The 18397-nt window shown below is 70.0% G+C and carries 10 protein-coding genes and 6 pseudogenes; 2 read left to right on the plus strand and 14 right to left on the minus strand.

Annotation, left to right across the window (positions count from 1 at the left end):
• Nucleotides 1-55: 55 nt before the first annotated feature.
• From GLX30_RS09015 to GLX30_RS09025, 4 genes and pseudogenes are all read right to left on the minus strand, one after another.
• Nucleotides 56-1533, minus strand: a pseudogene (locus tag GLX30_RS09015) (glutamate-cysteine ligase family protein).
• 250 nt (nucleotides 1534-1783) lie between these two features.
• Nucleotides 1784-2185, minus strand: coding sequence for a helix-turn-helix domain-containing protein (locus GLX30_RS35875; protein ID WP_279632576.1), 402 nt, complete (start codon nucleotides 2183-2185; stop codon nucleotides 1784-1786).
• On the minus strand, nucleotides 2149-2775 hold the full coding sequence (locus GLX30_RS35125) for a hypothetical protein (RefSeq protein WP_244258083.1): 627 nt from the start codon (nucleotides 2773-2775) through the stop codon (nucleotides 2149-2151). Before GLX30_RS35125 ends, GLX30_RS35875 begins: the two co-directional genes overlap by 37 nt.
• Nucleotides 2776-2947: 172 nt before the next feature.
• Nucleotides 2948-3747, minus strand: a pseudogene (locus GLX30_RS09025) (M23 family metallopeptidase).
• A gap of 1241 nt (nucleotides 3748-4988) precedes the next feature.
• Between GLX30_RS09025 and GLX30_RS35130 the strand changes: the two are divergent.
• Together GLX30_RS35130 and GLX30_RS35135 are read left to right on the plus strand one after the other, a co-directional pair.
• Nucleotides 4989-5414, plus strand: coding sequence for a hypothetical protein (locus GLX30_RS35130; RefSeq protein ID WP_244258084.1), 426 nt, complete (start codon nucleotides 4989-4991; stop codon nucleotides 5412-5414).
• A gap of 225 nt (nucleotides 5415-5639) precedes the next feature.
• Nucleotides 5640-5813: pseudogene (locus GLX30_RS35135) on the plus strand (AraC family transcriptional regulator); the annotation flags it as partial.
• A 341-nt stretch (nucleotides 5814-6154) separates the two neighbouring features.
• Here the strand turns inward: GLX30_RS35135 and GLX30_RS09040 are convergent.
• The 10 genes and pseudogenes from GLX30_RS09040 to GLX30_RS09075 form a co-directional block, all read right to left on the minus strand.
• Nucleotides 6155-6562: an Imm50 family immunity protein gene (locus tag GLX30_RS09040; protein ID WP_159685736.1), complete on the minus strand. Its 408-nt coding sequence runs from the start codon at nucleotides 6560-6562 to the stop codon at nucleotides 6155-6157.
• Nucleotides 6549-7052, minus strand: coding sequence for an Imm50 family immunity protein (locus tag GLX30_RS09045; protein WP_159685739.1), 504 nt, complete (start codon nucleotides 7050-7052; stop codon nucleotides 6549-6551). Before GLX30_RS09045 ends, GLX30_RS09040 begins: the two co-directional genes overlap by 14 nt.
• Complete coding sequence (locus GLX30_RS36120; RefSeq protein WP_347879803.1) at nucleotides 7033-9408, minus strand: RHS repeat-associated core domain-containing protein; 2376 nt, start codon at nucleotides 9406-9408, stop codon at nucleotides 7033-7035. The genes GLX30_RS09045 and GLX30_RS36120 overlap by 20 nt, the downstream gene beginning before the upstream one ends.
• A gap of 40 nt (nucleotides 9409-9448) precedes the next feature.
• A pseudogene (locus GLX30_RS36125) lies at nucleotides 9449-9492 on the minus strand (hypothetical protein); the annotation flags it as partial.
• A 5-nt stretch (nucleotides 9493-9497) separates the two neighbouring features.
• Entirely contained in the window at nucleotides 9498-11672 is a 2175-nt protein-coding gene (locus GLX30_RS36130) for a putative T7SS-secreted protein (protein ID WP_347879703.1), read from the minus strand.
• Nucleotides 11673-11682: 10 nt separating this feature from the next.
• A pseudogene (locus GLX30_RS09055) lies at nucleotides 11683-12317 on the minus strand (hypothetical protein); the annotation flags it as partial.
• Between the two features lie 4 nt (nucleotides 12318-12321).
• A pseudogene (locus tag GLX30_RS35140) lies at nucleotides 12322-12815 on the minus strand (SseB family protein); the annotation flags it as partial.
• Between the two features lie 192 nt (nucleotides 12816-13007).
• Entirely contained in the window at nucleotides 13008-15095 is a 2088-nt protein-coding gene (gene fusA, locus GLX30_RS09065; RefSeq protein WP_159685742.1) for an elongation factor G, read from the minus strand.
• Nucleotides 15096-15700: 605 nt separating this feature from the next.
• Nucleotides 15701-17263, minus strand: a complete 1563-nt coding sequence (locus tag GLX30_RS09070; RefSeq protein WP_244258085.1) for an FAD-dependent monooxygenase — start codon at nucleotides 17261-17263, stop codon at nucleotides 15701-15703.
• Nucleotides 17264-17638: 375 nt separating this feature from the next.
• On the minus strand, nucleotides 17639-18274 hold the full coding sequence (locus GLX30_RS09075; RefSeq protein ID WP_159685745.1) for a GNAT family N-acetyltransferase: 636 nt from the start codon (nucleotides 18272-18274) through the stop codon (nucleotides 17639-17641).
• Nucleotides 18275-18397 lie beyond the last annotated feature (123 nt).

The raw sequence follows: 18397 nt of genomic DNA on the forward strand, positions 1-18397 counted from the left end.
CGAACTCATCCGATGACTGACGTGTCCGATGGCACGGCGTTCCGGCAGATCGCCGTCAGTCCACGGGCCAGGTGTGGGCCGGCGCGTTCAGATGCATGTAGTCGATGTACTGCCGCGTCATCAGCCGCAGCGCCTCATGGTGGTCGACCCGGGACGTGGAGTCGATGTGGTGGTACATCTCCGCCTGCCACACGGCGCCGTTACGGCCGGCGACACAGCGCTGCTCGATGATGCCGAGCAGCGGCTCCCGCCACGCCGCGTCCATGCCGGACCGCTCCAGTCCCCGGTGGGCCATGGGGAGCAGCCGCCTCAGCACCAGCTCGGTCGCGGGGACCTCGCCCATCCCCGGCCAGTAAAGGGGGGCGTCGATGCCGTGCCGGGCCGCCGAGTGCAGATTGTCCTCCGCCGCCTGGAACGACATGCGCGACCACACGGGCCGTTCCTCGTCGACCAGTGCGCGGGTCAGCCCGTAGTAGAACGCTCCGTTCGCGAGGACGTCGGCGACGGTGGGGCCGGCCGGCAGGACCCGGTTCTCGACGCGCAGATGGGGCTTGCCGTGGGCCACGGCGTAGATCGGACGGTTCCAGCGGTAGATGGTGCCGTTGTGCAGAGTGAGTTCGGGCAGTTCGGGGACGTCGCCGCCGTCGAGCGTCGCTCGCGGGTCCTCCTCGTCGCACAGGGGCAGCAGTGCGGGGAAGTAGCGCACGTTCTCCTCGAACAGGTCGAAGACGCTGTTGATCCACCGCTCGCCGAACCACACCCGCGGCCGGACCCCCTGCACCTTGATCTCCTCCGGGCGGGTGTCGGTGGCCTGCTCGAACAGCGGGATACGGGTCTCCCGCCACAGCTCCTTGCCGAACAGGAACGGCGAGTTCGCCGCCAGCGCGACCTGTACCCCGGCGACGGCCTGCGCGGCGTTCCAGTAGGCGGCGAACTCTCCCGGCGAGACCTGGAGGTGGAACTGCGTACTCGTGCAGGCGGCCTCCGGTGTGATGGTGTCCGCGTACGTGCGCAGCTTGTCGACGCCGTCGACCGCGATCCGCAGGTCCTCGCCGCGTGCCGCGAAGACCTGCTCGTTGAGCAGGCGGTAGCGGGGGTTCTCCGACAGCGCCGCCTCCCCGACGTCCCGCTGCCGCAGCGTCGGGAGGATGCCGATCATGGCCAGATGCGCGCCGACCTCAGAGGCCCGCTCCTCGGCATGGTTGAGCGCGTCGCGGATCTCCCGCTCCCAGGAGTCCGGGCCGCCTGCCGTGAGGGTTCTCGGGGGATGTTGATCTCCAGGTTGAACCGGCCCAGCTCGCTCGACCAGGCCGGGTCGGCGATCGCCTCGAGGACGTCGGTGTTGCGCATCGCCGGCTCGCCGGCCTCGTCCACCAGGTTGAGCTCGATCTCGAGACCGACCTGAGGGCGCTCGGACTCGAAGCGCGCCTCGCGCAGCATCAACGCGAACGTGTCGAGGCAGCTCTGCATCTTCTTCCGGTACCGGCGGCGGTCCTCACGGGTGAAGACGAGCGCCGGGACATCACGCCCCATGGGCCCTCCCCGGGTCTCGTCGGGCGGGCACGGCTTCCCCTTCAATGTCCCACTCCCCGGCCGCGCCGACCAGCGGTGCGGGCCGTCACCCGCTCGGCGGGTGTTCCGGCCGCGCCGACCAGCGGTGCGGGCCGCCCGCACGCTCGGCGGGGACCTTGCCCCGCCCGCACGCCGGTCGAGGTCCGGGCCGGCCCGCACGCGCCGCCCGCCGCACCCGCTGCCCCACCACACGCCCCCGCCGACCCGCCGCTCAGCGCGGTGCGCCCGCCAGCAGGTCGTCCCCCAGCCGGGTCCTGCGGTGCAGCACGCGGACCCCCTGGCGGCGGGACGAGAGCAGGCCCGCGTCGCGGAGGACCGAGACATGGCGGCTCGCGGTCGAGGCTGCGAGCCCCAGCGCGGCGGCGATGCCCGTGGTGGTCATCGGACGGTCCAGTTGCCGCAGCAGCCGGGCTCGTGAGGTGCCGATCAGCTGGGCGACCGAGGACACGGGGTCGGCACGGCGCGATCGGGCGAGCCACTGCGGCTCGGGCGACAGCGGATGCACCAGCACAGGCGGCAGTTCCTCGTCGACCAGGGCGAGCGGGGCGCGGACGCAGAAGAACGACGGCACGAGCGTCAGCGACCGGCCTTGGAGGCCCAGTTCCCGGTCCACGGGGTACGGGGCCCGGAGCTGCCCGTTCTCGCACCGCCACCCCGGAAGCTCGTCGTACCCGGCGAGCAGCCCCTCGGCGCCGCGGGCCAGCGCGGCATCGGCCCGCGTGGCGCGGTCGTCGGCGGCCTGCGTACGCATGACGGACGGTACGGCTCGACGGCCGCGGTGTAGTACCCGCGCAGGGCGCAGGCTAGCCGCCGCAGCGCTTCGGGCCTGCCCTCGGCGAGCGGCCGCACGCCGGGCGGGACGGCGTGGCCGGTGTCGGCGTACAGCCGCAGGAGCTCGGCCGCCAGTCGTCGCCTGGGGGTGGCGAGCACCTGGTCGAGTGCCGTGTCGAGGTCCGTGTCGCCGCACCCGGGTGTCAGGAAGTCGGGGAAGTATCCGGTGGGCGGGCACAGCCTCATCAGCGCTCTGGTCGCCGGGACGAGTCCGGCGCGGGCCGGCGCGGCACGGGCCTCGCGCCGCCAGGGGTCGAAGGCCGGCGCGGCCTGCCGGTTCTGGAGCAGATGCAGGCTGAGCGCGGTCTCCCACAGCGGGTCGATGCCCGGCGCGACACGCAGCCGGGCCAGCTCCCCACTGCTGAAGTCCACTCGCAGCACTGGCCAACCCCCGGTGGTCGCCGGCGTCCCGCGCGCCGCCGAGCGGGAGTCTATGCGCGTCGCGTGATCGGCGCAGCCATGCAGGAACGACGGAAGGGCTCCGTGACCGGAGCCCTTCCTCGGCGGGTTGTCGCGCGCCGCACCGACGGCGGGTGACGGGTGGTCAGCAGAGCGGGACGCCGGGCAGCCTGGCGTCCGGGTGGTCGATGTAGATGTTGCTGATGAAACCGTTCTGGTCGCGGAGCTTGCTCCACCAGTTGTTCGTGTAGCCCTCGGCGCTGACGGTGTCGCCCTGCTTCTGGCACAGGACGTGTACGGCGGTCGGCCCGCCCAGCGTGGTGACGACGGGGGCGCTCAGGCGTGCGTCGGCGCGGACGTTGACGCCGCTGCCCCAGGTGTTGAACGGGGTGCCGGAGCCGCCGCAGCCGTTGTCGCTGGTCAGGTACGCCTGGTGGTAGCTGCCGGGGTAGGACAGTCCCGAGCCGTTGATGACGATGTTCTGGCCGACGCCGTTGTAGAGCTGCTCGTAATGGATGTGCGCGCCGGAGGAGTTTCCGGTGCTTCCGGTGGTGCCGATCTGCCGGCCCTGGCCCACGTATTCGCCGCTCGCGACGGAGTAGGCGGCGAGGTGGAAGTAGTACGTCTTCCAGCCGCTGCCGTGGTCGATGACGATGTAGTTGCCCGCGCCCCGGCCTGGTAGTGGCGGGTGGCGGTCCCGGCGGCCGAGGCGAGGACGGGGGTACCGGCGGTCGTTCCGCCGTCGGCGCGCACGAAGTCGAGGGCGCGGCGGACCTCGGCGGAGTGATGGCTGTAGGTCCATCGCTGGCCACAGGGATAGGGGGCCTTGAAGGCGGGGCCGGCAGCGGCCGCGGACTCGCCGGCGTTCGCCGGGACGGCGGACAGCCCCGTGAGCGCGAGGACTGCGGCGGCGACCACGGCGGGAAGGCGTCTGAGGAACCTCACGATTGCTCCTTGGTGGGGGAGGCGGCTCTGCGGGGTCACGTCGGGCCGCGGAACGCTGCGAGCCCCCGGGAACGTAACGGGATGTCTCGCTCATGACAAGAACAAGGCCCCACCGTTCGCCCAGGATCGAATGTCTTGCGCCTGACAATCCCGCCCGTCACTCTGACGGCCTCACCCTGACGGCCGAAGACCCGGGCCACCGGCTCGCCCGCGCCCCGAACGTGCCGAAGACACAGATGTGACAAGTCGACGCAACTCACGACGGAACGCGACCGGACACGACTCGACGAAGGGGAACGAGACCATGCGCTGGAGACGAACGAGCGCCAGGAACGGCGGCGGTGCCGCACGGCGCCGGCCGGTGGTCTGCATGCTGCCGCTGCTGGCACTGACCGCGGCGACACTGGGCACAGGCGCCGCCGCCGCCGATCCGCCGGGCGCCTCGGCCTGGTCCCCCGCCGTCCACCGGTCCGCCCCGGCCGCCCCGTCGGCCACCGACAACACGGCCCCGGCCCCGACATCAGAGTCTCCTGGAGCGTGGACCTGGCCGCCGGCTCCGAAGGCGGCTCCGACGACGACGCCAACGTCCGGCACGCGAACGGCACGCTGCGCATCCGCGACACCACACTCCCGTCCGCCTCGGCCGGAACGGGGCGCGGCCAGGGTTCCGCCGTACTGCCGGTGCACCACCTGGCGACCGGCGCCAACCGTGTCGCGGCAGAGGTCCGGGCGGAGCTACCGGCGGGGTCCGGGGTGGAGGTCGACATCCGCGGCCGCGACCGCAACGGCCCCTGGACCGAGTGGCGCGAGGCCCTCGCCGGCGTACCGGCCGAACTCCCCCGCACGGTCACGGAGGTCCAGGCACGGCTGGTCCTTCAGGGCGGCACGAACCGGTCCGGCCCCGCCGTGAGCTCTCTGCGGCTCACCGCCGACAGCGTGCCCGTCGCCGCTCCCCGCCCGGCCTCGGCCGAACCGTTCACCGCCCGCGTCTACGCCACCCGCGAGGGCCTGGTCGGCGGGACCACCGCCAACGGACATGTGATCAAGCCGAACGACCACTTCGTCGCCCTGCCGTCACGGCGCGGCCTCTCCCCAAGGGCAGCGCCGAGTACTCGGTACGGGTCTGCGGGCCCGCCCGCTGCGAGACGGCGCCGGTCTGGGACGTCGGCCCGTGGAACACCCGCGACGACCACTGGAACCCGTCCTCGGTACGGGAGACGTTCAAGGACCTGCCCCAGGGGATGCCCGAGGCGCAGGCGGCATACGAGAACGGCTACAACGGCGGCCTCGACGGCTTCGGCCGCCGCGTCCTCAACCCCGCCGGCATCGACCTGGCGGACGGCACCTTCTACAACGTCGGCCTGAACGACAACGGCTGGGTGACCGTCACCTACCTCTGGACCGGCGACGGAACCACCACCAAGTCCTTCCCGACCTGGGGGACGGACGTCAGCGTCCGCCAGTCGGCCACCACCACGTCCACCCGAGTCGCGGCGCTCGCCGGCCCGTCGACGGTACGGGTTCGCTGCCAGGTGCGCGGCCAGCTGGTGCAGACCGACGGCTACAGCAACGACGCCTGGTCCTACCTGCCCGACTACGGCGGCTACGTCTCCAACATCTACATCGACGTCGCGGACGCCTGGCTCCCGGGCGTCCCCACCTGCTGACCGGTCCCCCGCCGGCCGCCCCGGCGGCGTCCGCCGGCGCGCTGCCGGCCCAGCCGTGCGCCGGCCCGGGGGCCGGCCGGTCGCGACCGGCGACCTCGCGTCGATGCTTGCCGCCTCCCCCGACGCCTGGTGGTCGATCCACCACGATGCAGTCCTTCTGGTCGGTGGTGCACCGCGTCAGTCGACGCTGCATCAGGCGAGGACTACGGGTGCACCGTTGCAGCCGTGCACAGCGAATCCGTGGTGGCGCTCGGTATCGACCACCGTCCGCCGGCTGAGGACGTATCCGTGCGCATCGGGCTCGGCACCGTCGGGCCCCTCAGGATCTGTTCTGCGCGGGCGACCGCGGTTACTGTCCGTCGGACGGAGCGGCTGGCCCGGGAGGACGAGGAGCCGGCCGCGGACGGCGTTGGGGCTTCGTGGACGCGACTCACTTCAGCGAAGTTTTCGAAGAGGCATACGGAGTCTCGCCTCGAGTCTGGCGCGACCAGTACCACCCCGCTCCGGCACCCAGCACATCGACCCCGGGCCTGGGGCTCGCTGATCCACACCTTCCGCCACTGCTTGGCCCTCGGCCGCGAGGAACTGGGCCACGGCTTTCGTGCTGAGACGGCCACCTTGCGGCGGCAGGCCGACGGGGCGGCCGAGCCATGCCGGTGGCTTCACCACAGGCATGCTGAACCGCCGAGGCAATCGGCCGGGCAGGCCGGTTCCCACCGCCGTCGGCAGCAGATCGGGTCCTACTCGGCGGACGATGCGAGGTAGGCCCGGGCGCGAGAGAGTAGTGCGGTCCGTCCCTGAAAGGAGATCTTCCCAGAGGCGCTGTCCACGGACACCACGATGCCGCCGTCCTCTGAGCGAGACAGCTTTACCGATCCACCGGAGCCGCCTCCCCAGCCCGTGACGTGGAGGCCGGTGACCGACGTGAAGGTGATGGAGAACTCCAGAGCGTTCATCTGTGACTCGTCGGAACCGGGAATCGAGCTGTCCGGAACGCGCCGGGTGTCGAATCCCAGCGTGACGCTCGTATCCCGCTCATCGATGTGACATGAGACGATCCGGCAATCACCGAGTTCCGGTGGCGCGCTGAGCGTTTCACGCGTGTTCCACGGCTCTTTGAGCAGGTCGGTCCATTCAAATGCGTTCATAAAACGTCTTCTCGTCCAGGCTTGGGAGACTATTGAATTTACGGGAATCAAGTTTGCCGACGAACCGGTGAGGCCCGTCATCGGCCCCGGCCTGGCTCACCGCGAAGGCAGTCATATGACCGATGACCACAGCATCGGCGGCCTCGAAGGTCAGCCGGAGATCAGGTGACTCTACTGAAACACGGATGCGGTTGGCTCCGCATCTGTCGAGTCGCAGATCGGCAGTGACGGGCGGCCGCCACCCTTCCATCCCGAAATGCTCTACTGCAATGAAGCGCAACTGGCACTGGAATCGGTCGAATCCGGCTTCTCGCCACTCGGCGGGAGGCTTCTGTGGGAACTCCGGCAGGTCCATGCGGAGCGTCACCGCAGGTCCGTAGCGATTCAGGTGTACGGACCGGAGAGTGACGGCGTGAAGCGGCGGCGGAGCTGGGTAAAGGGCGCTGAGCTCCTTCAGGTTCTGGATCAACTCAACCCAATTCAGGGTCATAGTAGTAGTGCTCCTCACAGCCGGGGATCTGTCCGTTCCGCGTGTTCTCATAGGGACGAACATGCACATGCGGGCCCTGGTAACCGGGTTCGCCCGGTTTCTGATGGCCGAAATGGTGGTCCTGGAACAGAATGATGTCACCATCGGCCGTTTCGTACCATTCTTCTCTGTAGAAGATCGGCCTTCCGGTTTCGTCCAGTTGGGCGCCGCCGCCTTGCCAGTCGGGCTTGGTGGCCATGGCGTGATCCGTCGAGTCGAAAGGCTCCGCCCCTTCGGGGACGCCGGCGTCGCGCAGCGCTTTGGCCTTGGCATCGGCGAGGGTGACCGGCGGGCACGGATTGAGGCCGAGTGGGTCGGACCACAGGTGCGGATTGTGCACGTACGCCGAGGGATTCGGAGCCGGACTCAGTCCGAGCGGGTCCATCGATGTGTAGCGAGCGATTTCCGGGTCATAGAAACGCCGGAGATTGTAGTGGAGGCCACTTTCCGGATCGAAGTATTGGCCAGGGAATCGCAGCGGGGTATAGGCAGAGCTCTCCGCCGCCCAGGTGACCGTCCCCCACAGGGTGCTGCGGGTGCGCCACGCGATCTGCCCATCCTCGTCGACGAGTTCGGTCGGGGATCCAATGAGATCGGTGACGATCGCGAAGAAGCGCTCATCGAACACGCGCTCGGCATCGGTGTCCGAGCTGATGCGCTCCGCCTGGGTCAAGGGGCGCACTCCGTCGTGATCCCAAGTCAGCGTCACGGGGCGCGGCAATGTGTCCGCCTGGGACGTCTGTTCACAGAGCGTCGAGCCGTCCCAGGTAAAGGCGACGTGCTCAACCGGTGTCCGCCCGTCCTCGCCGAGACGTATCTTGTCCGTGCGACGGCCCAGTGCGTCGTACCTGTATCGCCATACGGTTCCGTCAGGCGTGGTGACCGCTGTCAGGCGGTCTTCGGCATCCCATGAGTATCGCCATGTATCGGGTTTACGGGACAGGCGTATCTTCTGACGCAGGACGATCCGGCCCTGATCATCATGCTGGTAGCGGACGCTCCCCGCCCTGCTGATGCGGGTGCCGGTGTACTCACGGGAGCCGGTGGCCTCCCACCCGGGGTAGCCGTCGGGCCATGCGGCATCCGTCTGGTTTCCGGCTGCGTCGTACGCGTAACGCTCCGACCAATTGGTGGCGTGCACTGCTGTGACGCGGCCTGCCGGATCCACGTCGAAGCGCCTGTCGCCCGACGTCTGGTCCTCGATTCCGACAAGGTTGCCGTCAGCTCGGTAGGAGTATCCCCGTCGCTGAATGCTGCGGCCATGGGATGTCACGTCCTGCACCACCACGCGGCCCACGGGATCGAGGAGGCTACTCAAGGTGACGCTGTCCCCGACGTGACATGCGACCTCGTGCCCCATGGCGTCACGCTCGAACGCCAGAGTGCGCCCGGATGTTCTCAGCTCAGTACGTCGCCCCGCAGCGTCGTACGACCACTGGCTGACGGCCCCACTCGGCGTCGTGCGGCCGATCCGTCGTCCGAGCCGGTCGTGCTGGAACAGCGTGGTGCGGCCGTTCGACGTCTCGGACGCGATACGGCCGAACCGGTCGCGGATACGAGTAAGACGTGAGTCCGGCGTGGCAGCGACAGTGAGCTGATCGAAGACGTCGTACTCGAACGTTGTGACCCGTCCGCCTGCATCCTTACCGATCACCTGGCCCAGCGCGTTGTACGCGTACTTGATCGTCTCGTCGGCTCCGTTGGTCCGGGACTCGAGGCGACCAGCCGCGTCGTAGGCATATGCAAGGACGCGACCGTCGAAGTCCGACTCCGCCATCAGCCGGCCGTCGGGGCCGTATGTGTAGTCCCATGTCAGACCTTGTGGGTTGGTCACCTGCTCAAGCTGGAGATTGGCGTTGTGCCGGAACTCGTGGCGCACTCCAGAAGGGCCGGTACGGGCCACCATCAAGTCGAAGTCCGTGTACTCGAACGTTGATGTCGCACCCATGGCATCCGTGTGGGAGAGACAGTTGCCCTCCCCGTCGTACGTCCATGACAGCGCAGTTCCGTCCGTCTCGATCCGGCGGAGCAGTCGGCCTTCGACGCTCCACTCGAAGCGGGTTACCGCGCCGAGTGGATTCATGAACATGATCAGACGTCCGAAGGGATCGCGCTCGAATGAGGTGGTTCCGCCCAATGCATCTGTCGTCTCGACCGGTAGCCCCCGCCCGTCGCAGCGAATCAGGACGCGGTGCTCGAGGGCGTCCGTGACCGACGTAAGGTGACCAGCCCCGTCATACACGTATTGAGTGGTCGCACCCGAAGGGGTGGTGACCGATGTGCGGTTGCCGCGTTCGTCGTACGTCTGGCGCGTCACGGAGCCGTCCGCGCCGAAGACTCGAACTGGGCACCCCAGTTCGTCGTACTCCGTACGGAGTCGCCGTCCGTCCGGGCGTTCCACTTCGGTCAGCCGCCCCGTTCGTCGTAGGTGAACCGACTGGTGTGGCCGAGAGGGTCGCTGCGCGAAAGCAGGCGGTTGTATCGGTCGTATTCGTAGCGGGTTACCGCCCCCAATGCGTCGATTTCGGCGACGACCTGGGCACGGTTGTTGATCACGAAGCGTTTGGTGTGGCCGAGGCCGTCGGTGATGGAGGTCATCCGCAAGCCGGTTTCGGGGTCGGTGTCGTCCCAGGTGAAGTGGGATTCCATGTGCCCGTTGGTACCGGTCTGGTAGGTGCAGCGGTCCTGGTCGTCGTAGACGTAGTCGTAGTGGCTGCCGTTGGTGTCGGTCCACGAGGTGATGCGGCCGTGTTCGTCGCAGCCGAAGTGCAGGGGGCGGCCGCTGGAGTTGGTGACATGGGTGAGGTGGCCGTCGGTGTAGCCGTAGCGGAGGATCTCCTGGTCGCTGCCATCGAGGGCGGCGCCGGCGAGGTGGAGGGCGGTGACCCGGCCTTCGCTGGTAGTGAGTTTGAGGTTGTAGCCGCCGTGGTGGACGATCGATGTCGGAGCGCCTGATTCGTCGTGTTCGAAGGTGATCCAGCGGCCGTTGCGGTCGTCGATCTGCGTCAGCAGGGCGACTTCGGCGGTGTGGTCGGTGAAGTGCCAGACCTGACCGGAGTCAGGGTCGGTGATCGTGTAGCCGTCGTCGACCCGGTCGAGTGGCCAGCGCCGTCCGTGGGTGGGCAGGACGGGGACACCCGGAGCGGGGTGGGGGTAGGCCAGCAGGCTGCCCTCGGCGCAGCTGAACACGATGCCTTCGGAGTCGATGTCCAGGCGTTGGTCGACCGTGCTCGACCACGTCGGGCCGAACCAGCGGCCTGACCGGTGCGAGGAGTCATGCGTGCGTTGGAAGACCAATGGCAGTGAGCCGGGCAGGACGATGTCGGTCTGAGGCAGGAGCATCCGGCCGGTCGCGACGTCGACGGGGTCTCCGTCGCACTTGGTGTCGGTGCACTTCTTGCCACCGCTGTCGGGGTCACGGTCGTGATCTCCTCGGGCGCCGCCGGGCTTTTGCCCGTCGGGGAGGTGTTTGCCGGCGGTGACCAGGCCCTTGGCCAGGCCGGTGCCTTTGGTGCCGAGGATTTCGGGGATGAGGCGGCCGATGAATTCTGAGGGGTCGCCCTTGGCTGCTTCCCAGGCGTTCTTCAGGGCGCGGTCGGGGTTGGCGGCGGTGGAGGCGATACCGGCGAGTGTGGTGTTGACGCCTTTCCAGTACTCGGCCGGGTGGGTGAGGTTGTACATGTCGAGCGGGTTGACGGAGCGGACGAAGTTGACGATGCCGGCTGTTCCCTTGACCACGCCGCCGGCCAGGTGCATGGATTCCACGCCCATGCCGAGGGCGTAGTCGGTGAACTCGGCCTGGAGTTTGTCCCGGCCCGTCGGTTCCTTCGGCGCGTGCGCCATCGCCGCCGTCACCGCGCTCTTGGCAGCCTCGGCGGCCTCGTTGCGGGCCTTGCGGGCGTCGGCGAGGATCTCCCGTGCCCGGGCCCGCTTGGCCTTGCCCGGGTCGGTGAACTCGCCCGGGTGCGGCAGCGGATTGTCACTGTTTCGCGCCGCGTCGTACGCCCGCCCCTTCTTGTTGTACGCCTCGACCGCAGCCTTGGAGTCGCTCTCACCCTCCTTGTAGAGGGCGATCGCCTCCTTCGCCTTGCCCTGCGCGCTGGTGATCGCCTTGGAGTAGGTTTCCAAAGCTTTGGCGGCGTCCTCGCACGCGTCCGCCGCGCGCAGCCAGTCCGTGGGCAGCGGCTCGAACTTCTCCCGGAAGGTGTTGGCCGCCTCACCCTTCCAGTGGGCCGAGTCCATCTTCTTCAGCCCGCCGCCGACCAGGTCGAACGCCTTCTGGAAGTCGCGCAGGTTCTTCACCGACTCGGCGATCTTCTCCGGCCGGCCATGGATCAGCTCGTTCGCCTCTTCACTCTGACCGAGCTGCTGCTCACCCACCTGAGCACCGAGAGACGAAGCGGTCTCGTCCCCCCAGTCCTCGACCGCCTCCGCCACACCGTCGTAGCCGTAGTGCCGCAGACCTTCGCCGGCCTTGTCGGTCACATAGTCGACACCCTCGCCGACCAGTTCCTTGCCCTTGTCGATCCCGTCGTCGACGATGTCGACGCCCTTGTCGACCAGCCCGCCCCAGTCCACCATCAGCGACTCTCCCCCACCGCGGCTGCTCAGCCTGATCGACCGTCGCCTGATCAGGGTCCAGATCCTCACGCAACTGCGCGTCCAGCCGCTCCCGCACCGCCGGGTCGAGGATCCCCGCCCGCTCCATCGCGTCGTTCTGCGCGTCCATCACGTCATACGTGGTGTTGGCCCACGTCTGCTTCACCTCGGCATGCGCCTGCGAGAACGACTCCCGGCTCCAGTCGGCGTTGTCCCACGCGTGCTGATCCCGGATCGTGTCCCAGCGCATCTGCTTGACCTCGTCCTCCGACAGATGCGGATTACCGTTCAGCGAGTTCACACCGATCTTGAGCGTGTCCTTGACGTACCGCTCCTGCTCCGCGAACGACCCCGCCGACAGACCCAACGCCTGAGCGACCAGATTCCCCTTCAACGTGAGCGCCCGGACGCCCCACTCCCACCGGTTGCAGAACGTCTCGAACTCCGACGTCAAACCCCCATGCCCCAACTCCAGCCCGACAGGGCCAGATCAGAAAACCCCCGGCCCGTCGTCGCCTCCCCGATCATGCCGAGCTCCTTCAGCTCCGCATGCGCCAGATCGATACCACTCGCTATCTCCACCAAAGCCGACGGCGGCGCCGCAAGATCCGGCTGCTCCCCACTCACCGCGTCCCCCGAGATCCACCACCGCCGCCTCGGGCACCACACCCTCGACCGGCGGAAACAACACGCCCTCGTCACTGCCCGCATCCAGCGCAACCCCGCCGGTCCCGGCAGCATCGGCACCATCACATCCAGCAAGCGCGCACCCAGCACCGTCCGGAACTCCCACTCACGCCCCGCATCCCGCTGCGCATGCGCGAACCGCGACAGCGCCTCCTCATCGGAGAACGCACAGATCCACCGCACCCCGTTGAAGTCCGCCGTCCACAAACTCCCCTGCGCATCGAACGGCACCAACACCGCCGCACGCCTGAACTCACCCAGCAAACGCGCAAACCGACGCCGACCCGCCGCCACCTCATCCACCACCGGTTCGGCCGACTTCACCGGCCGTGGTGTATCACTGGTCGCGACCGGCTGCTCCGGAGCAGGCCAATCGGCCAACTCAGCAAGTCTGGAGAGGCGGTCAGGCCCCGATATGTCATCCCCGTTGTCACTCACGAACCGCATGCTGTCACGGTCGTTTTCCCAGGAGCAACGCGGAAATGGGCCCGTTCGGTGCACTGTGACGGACACCTCCCCAGCTCTGCCGCTCGGACGCGTGGCGGGGCCGCGGCCTGGTGGGTGGCGTGGGCGGCACGCCCGACCCCGACGCGGGGCCGTCCCTCCCAGGACGGCCCCGCACCGGCGGCGTTACGACGACGCCACCCCGCCCGGCACCGTAGCCGGCGCGTAGCCGGCGGGCCGGGTGGTGAACGTGCCCCGGCCCTGCGTGCGGCTGCGCAGCCGGTTCGCGTAGCCGAACAGTTCGGCCAGCGGCACGGTCGCGGTGACGACCGCCGTACCGGACCGTGTCGACTGGCCCGAGACGCGTCCGCGACGCGCGGCGAGGTCACCGAGGACCGTGCCGACCGCGTGGTCGGGCACGGTGACCGTGACCTCGACGACCGGTTCGAGCAGCGCCATCACGCCGGTGCGCAGCGCCTCACGCAGCCCGAAGCGGCCCGCCGCCCTGAACGCCATCTCCGACGAGTCCTTGGAGTGCGTTGCCCCGTCGGTCAACGTCACCCGCAGCCCGGTCACCGGATGGCCCCCGAGGGGGCCCTCCGCCAGGGCGTCCCTGCAGCCGGCCTCCACCGCGCGGACGAACTCCTGCGGGACCCGTCCACCGGTCACGGTCGACGAGAACGCGAAGCCCTCCGCACGGTCGTCGTCCGGGTCCAGTGGCGCGACGTCGAGGACGACATGCGCGAACTGCCCTGCGCCTCCGTCCTGTTTGACATGCCGGTACACCAGACCGGCCACGCCGCGGACGACGGTCTCGCGGTACGCCACCTGGGGGCGGCCGACGCCGACCTCCAGCCCGTGGGCGCGGCGGATCTTCTCCACCGCGACCTCCAGGTGCAGTTCACCCATGCCAGACAGCACCGTCTGACCGGTCTCCGGGTCGGTCCGGACGGTCAGGGAGGGGTCCTCCTCGACCAGTCGGGCCAACGCCGTCGCCAGCCGGTCGGTGTCGAGGCGGCTGCGCGCCTCGACCGCCACGGTGACGACAGGGGCGGCCGCGGTGGGCGGTTCGAGGAGCAGCGGAGCGGCCGGCGTGGACAGGGTCGCACCGGAACGGGCGGACTTCGGTCCGACCACGGCCACGATGTCCCCGGCCTCGGCCCGGTCCACTTCGGCGTGCCGGTCGGCCTGTACGCGCAGGATCCTGCCGATCCGTTCCGAACGGCCTGTGCCTACGTCCAGCACCGTGTCCCCCTTCGTGATCGTGCCCGAATAGACCCGCACATACGTCAGCCTGCCCGTGGAGGTGGAGTTCACCTTGAACACCAGCCCTGCGAACGCCGCCTCCGGATCCGCCTGCCGCTCCTGCTCCGCGCCGTCCCGCGTGCCCCGCACCGGCGGTACGTCCACCGGCGAGGGCAGATACGCGACGACGGCCTCGAGCAGCGGCTCGATCCCGCAGTCGCGGTACGCGGCACCGCACAGCACGACGACGCCCTCACCGCTGAGGGTCAGGTCGCGCAGGGCGCCGGCGAGGGTCGGCTCCGAGAGGGCGGACCGTTCGCAGAACTCCTCCAGTGCGACGGGGTGGAGTTCGGCCACGGCTTCTTCCAGCAGCCGCCGGCGTCGTGCGGCCTCGGCCTGCAGGGCTTCCGGCACGGGGCCTTCCTCGTACGTGTCCCGGCCGGCGGTCCAGATCAGCGCACGCATACGCAGCAGATCCACCACGCCGGTGAAGCCGTCCTCCTGCCCGACGGGCAGTTGGACCACCAGCGGGGCCGTACGCAGCCGTTCCCTGATCGACCTGACGGCTTCGTCCAGGTCCGCGCCCGCGCGGTCCAGCTTGTTGACGAACGCGATCCGGGGCACGCCGTGCCGGTCGGCCTGCCGCCATACGGCCTCGCTCTGCGGTTCGACCCCGGCGACGGCATCGAACACGGCGACAGCGCCGTCGAGCACCCGCAGCGAACGCTCGACCTCGTCGGCGAAGTCGACATGGCCGGGTGTGTCGATGAGGTTGATCCGGTGGCCGTCCCAGTCGCAGCTGACGGCCGCGGCGAAGATGGTGATGCCGCGGTCGCGCTCCTGCGGGTCGAAGTCGGTGACGGTCGTGCCGTCGTGGACCTCTCCCCGTTTGTGGGTGGCGCCGGTGAGATACAGGATCCGTTCGGTGACGGTGGTCTTGCCGGCGTCGACGTGGGCGAGAATGCCCAGGTTCCTGACGCGGGTCGGCGGACTGGTGGAAACGGATCGGTGTCGCGGGTCGGTGCGCACGGCCCATGGCCTTTCAGGTGTGTCGGGAGACAGGCAGCGCAATTCCCGTACGAGGGGCCTCGGTTGCGGATCCCGCGCCGTCCCCGGCCAAGGGGCAAGGGCCATGTCCCTGCCCCGACCGGGGCACGGGCGCATGGCGGCGTGCCGGGCGGGCGACCTTGCGGTCGCGGCACCGGGCAGGCGGGATCAGGCGTTCGTCACGGGCTTCCGGTGGCGGCCGCGCAGCCGGCACCGGGTGGGCGTGGACATCAGGATCACGTCGTAGCGTGACCGGGGAACGACGACGGCAGTGCGGTAACGCATGGCCGTGCTCCCCTCGTTCCGACGCCGGACGGCGCTGCGATGCCGTGTGCACCGCGCGTCCCGAGTCTAGAGAGACGGGCCGGTCCCGGGACACCGGTTTATCCGCCGTGCAGGGTGCCGGGATCCGTAACACCGGCAGAGGGCGTGGGGGTATGCGTGGCGGCGGGTGCGGTAGGCGGCCGGTGAGAGCCCCGGGCTGCTGCTGCTCCGGGACCGGGGTGCGGGCGGCCACCACACCGGGTGGGTGCGGCGGCCGTCGGTGGAATCGGCTCGTGGTTCGAGTCAGTCGGCCGAGCGGTGGATCAGCCCGGCGTCACGACACCCTCTGGCACTCCGAACCACTCCTCCAGCGCCTCCGCCGGCCCGGCCGTCGACGTCGGCGCCTGCGCCCCGGCGTCGGCCGCCCAGGCGGTGAAGCCGTCCGGACGGACGAGGACCGCCGCCAGTTCGGGGCGGGACGGGCAGCCGGCCGTCAGGGTGTCGACGCGGTCGGCATACCCCGCAGCGAGGGCCCGGAGCTCCGGGTCGTCGGTGAGGTCGAGCAGGAGCGCCCGGCCGCCGTGGAGGTGGTCCGCGAGGCGGCTGCCGTCGGCGAGTTCGAGGTCCGGGGCGCTGCGGCCGGTCAGCGGGTGCTCGCCCGGCAGCTCGTAGCGCACCCCGGCGCTGTTGAGCCGGGCGGTGAGGTACGTGGTGCCCGTGACCGTCTCCGCCAGGTCGCTGACGATCCCGCGCAGCGCCCGGGACTGCGGGTCCGGGCGCATGGCCGCGACCTGGGAACGGGTCCAGTCAAGGATCCCCGCGCCGACCGGGTGCCGTTCGGCGGTGTAGGTGTCCAGCAGCCCTTCCGGCGCCCGGCCGCCGATCACCGCGGCGAGTTTCCAGCCGAGGTTCATCGCGTCCCCGAGACCCAGGCTCAGCCCCTGGCTGCCGAACGCGGAGTGCACGTGCGCCGCGTCGCCCGCCAGCAGCACCCGGCCTTTGCGGTACTCGGTGACCTGGCGGGCGTGGTCGGTGAAGCGGGTCGCGGTCCGCACCCCGGTGATCGTGACGTCCACGCCGGAGACGCGGCGCAGCCTCGCCTGGAGGTCCTCGGTGGTGACCGGCGCGTCCCGGTCGGCCGGCGGGCCGTCGAACTCCACGGTGACGATGCGGCCCGGCATCGGCCCGTGGGCGTAGACCCCGGTGTCCGTGGCGGCCCAGCCGACCGTCAGGTCCTCGGCACCGGTCATCTCCACGACCGCCTGGTGACAGGTGATCTCCGGGTCCGTGCCGGGGAATGCGAACCCCGCGAGTTTGCGGACCGTGCTGCGGCCGCCGTCGCAGCCCACGAGCCAGCCGGCGCGTATGGCCCCGTGGCTGGTCCACACCGTGACGGCCCCGTCGTCCGCGTCGAAGCCGGTCAGCTCCACTCCCCGGCGCACGTCGACACCGAGCTCGTCCGCCCGCCCGCCGAGCAGCCGTTCGATGTCCTGCTGCGCCACGAAAGCGATCTCGGCGGCGGGTCCGGCGTCGCCGAGGCCCGGCTCCGTACGGTCGACCAAATCCGCCCGCAGCATGACTCCGGCGAAGTGCCCGACGAACCCGAGCCCTTGGCCCGCGGCCCCGCCTCCGTCCCCGCCGTTCCGTTCGCGCATGAATGCCTGGAAGCGGTCCATCGCCTGCCGCTGCACCTCGGCCAGCGTGGGCAGCATGCCCCGGCGGTAGAGCGCCTCGGCGCCGGGCGTGGTGATCGCCCCGCCCTTGATCGTCGGGTCCACTTCGGTGAGGCGCTCCAGGACGGCCACCCGCGCGCCTCCGAGCCGGAGCTCGCAGGCCAGCATCAGTCCGACCGGGCCGCCTCCGGCCACCACTACGTCATAGTCCATGGCGCCGACTATGACCGAGGGCCGAGAAGGCCAAAAAGGCGCCGCGGTGTCAAGGAGCCAACCCCGCGAGGAGGGACGGGAAGCGGGCCATCCGCGCTCCTCCTCAGCCACCTCACCCACCCCCGTCGGTGTCCCGGCCGGTCCTCGATCGGCTCGATCAGGGGGGCCGACGACCTTGCCCGGCCCCGGACGGCGGTGGGTGACGAACACCGGTCCGCGGGTGCGGCCCTTGAGTAGCCGGGGCAGGAGCCGGGCGGTGCCGGCGTCCCTGCCGTGGTGGCTGCGGTCGGCATCCGGCGCTCCCCGGAGGCCGCCGGCCACTGAGGCGCGTGACGACGGCGGTGCCCGCCACCCCTTCGGCGGGCACCGCCGTCGTCATGCCGCAGGCTCGCTGCGAGCCGTCGACCGGCCCAGGTACAGGACAGGACCCGGGTCCGGCACCTCGATCTCCCGGAAACCAAGACGTCCGTAGAAGGCCCGCGCGGCCGTGTTGGCCCGCACCATGCAGAGGTGCACGGCCGGCACGCCCGCGGCCTCCAAGGCGGCCAGCAACTCCCCCATCAAGGCGCGTCCGAAGCCTCGTCGCTGCCACTCCGGCAACAGATCGATGTGCAGGTGTGCCGGGAAGGAAGCCAGTTCCGGCAGCACCATCCGTTCCGGCCGGTGCAGGAGAACCAGCATCTCCTCGACGGGCGTTGCCGGCTCTCCCGCCGGCTCGGGGAACCGTTCCGCCACGACCGGCAGCCACTCGGCGCGGAACCGCTCGGCGAAGCGCGGAGTGTCACCGGCGCCCAGGATGTACCCGACGGCCTGCCCGGTGCCGTCGTCCAGCACGAAGGCGAACTCGGGCTGCAACTCGACATAGGGGAAGGCGAACAGCGTCGGCATCAGCCCGGGATCCGGATAGAGCGACGTGGAGTCCCCGCCCTCGTGAGCCGTTCTGACGCAGATGTCCGCCAGCGCCGCCCTGTCCGACGGACGGTAGCGGCGCACAAAGGGAACAAGGTCCATGCGGCGCATGTCTAGCAGGGGCGGGAGCGCTCCCACAAGGCGTTTCCAGCCGCTGGTGTCCATCGCCGGGCACCACAGGCGCGACGCCGCACAACCATCCAGGAACCCGTACGCAGAGTCAGC

The sequence above is a fragment of the Streptomyces sp. Tu 2975 genome (assembly GCF_009832925.1).
Taxonomy (GTDB): domain Bacteria; phylum Actinomycetota; class Actinomycetes; order Streptomycetales; family Streptomycetaceae; genus Streptomyces.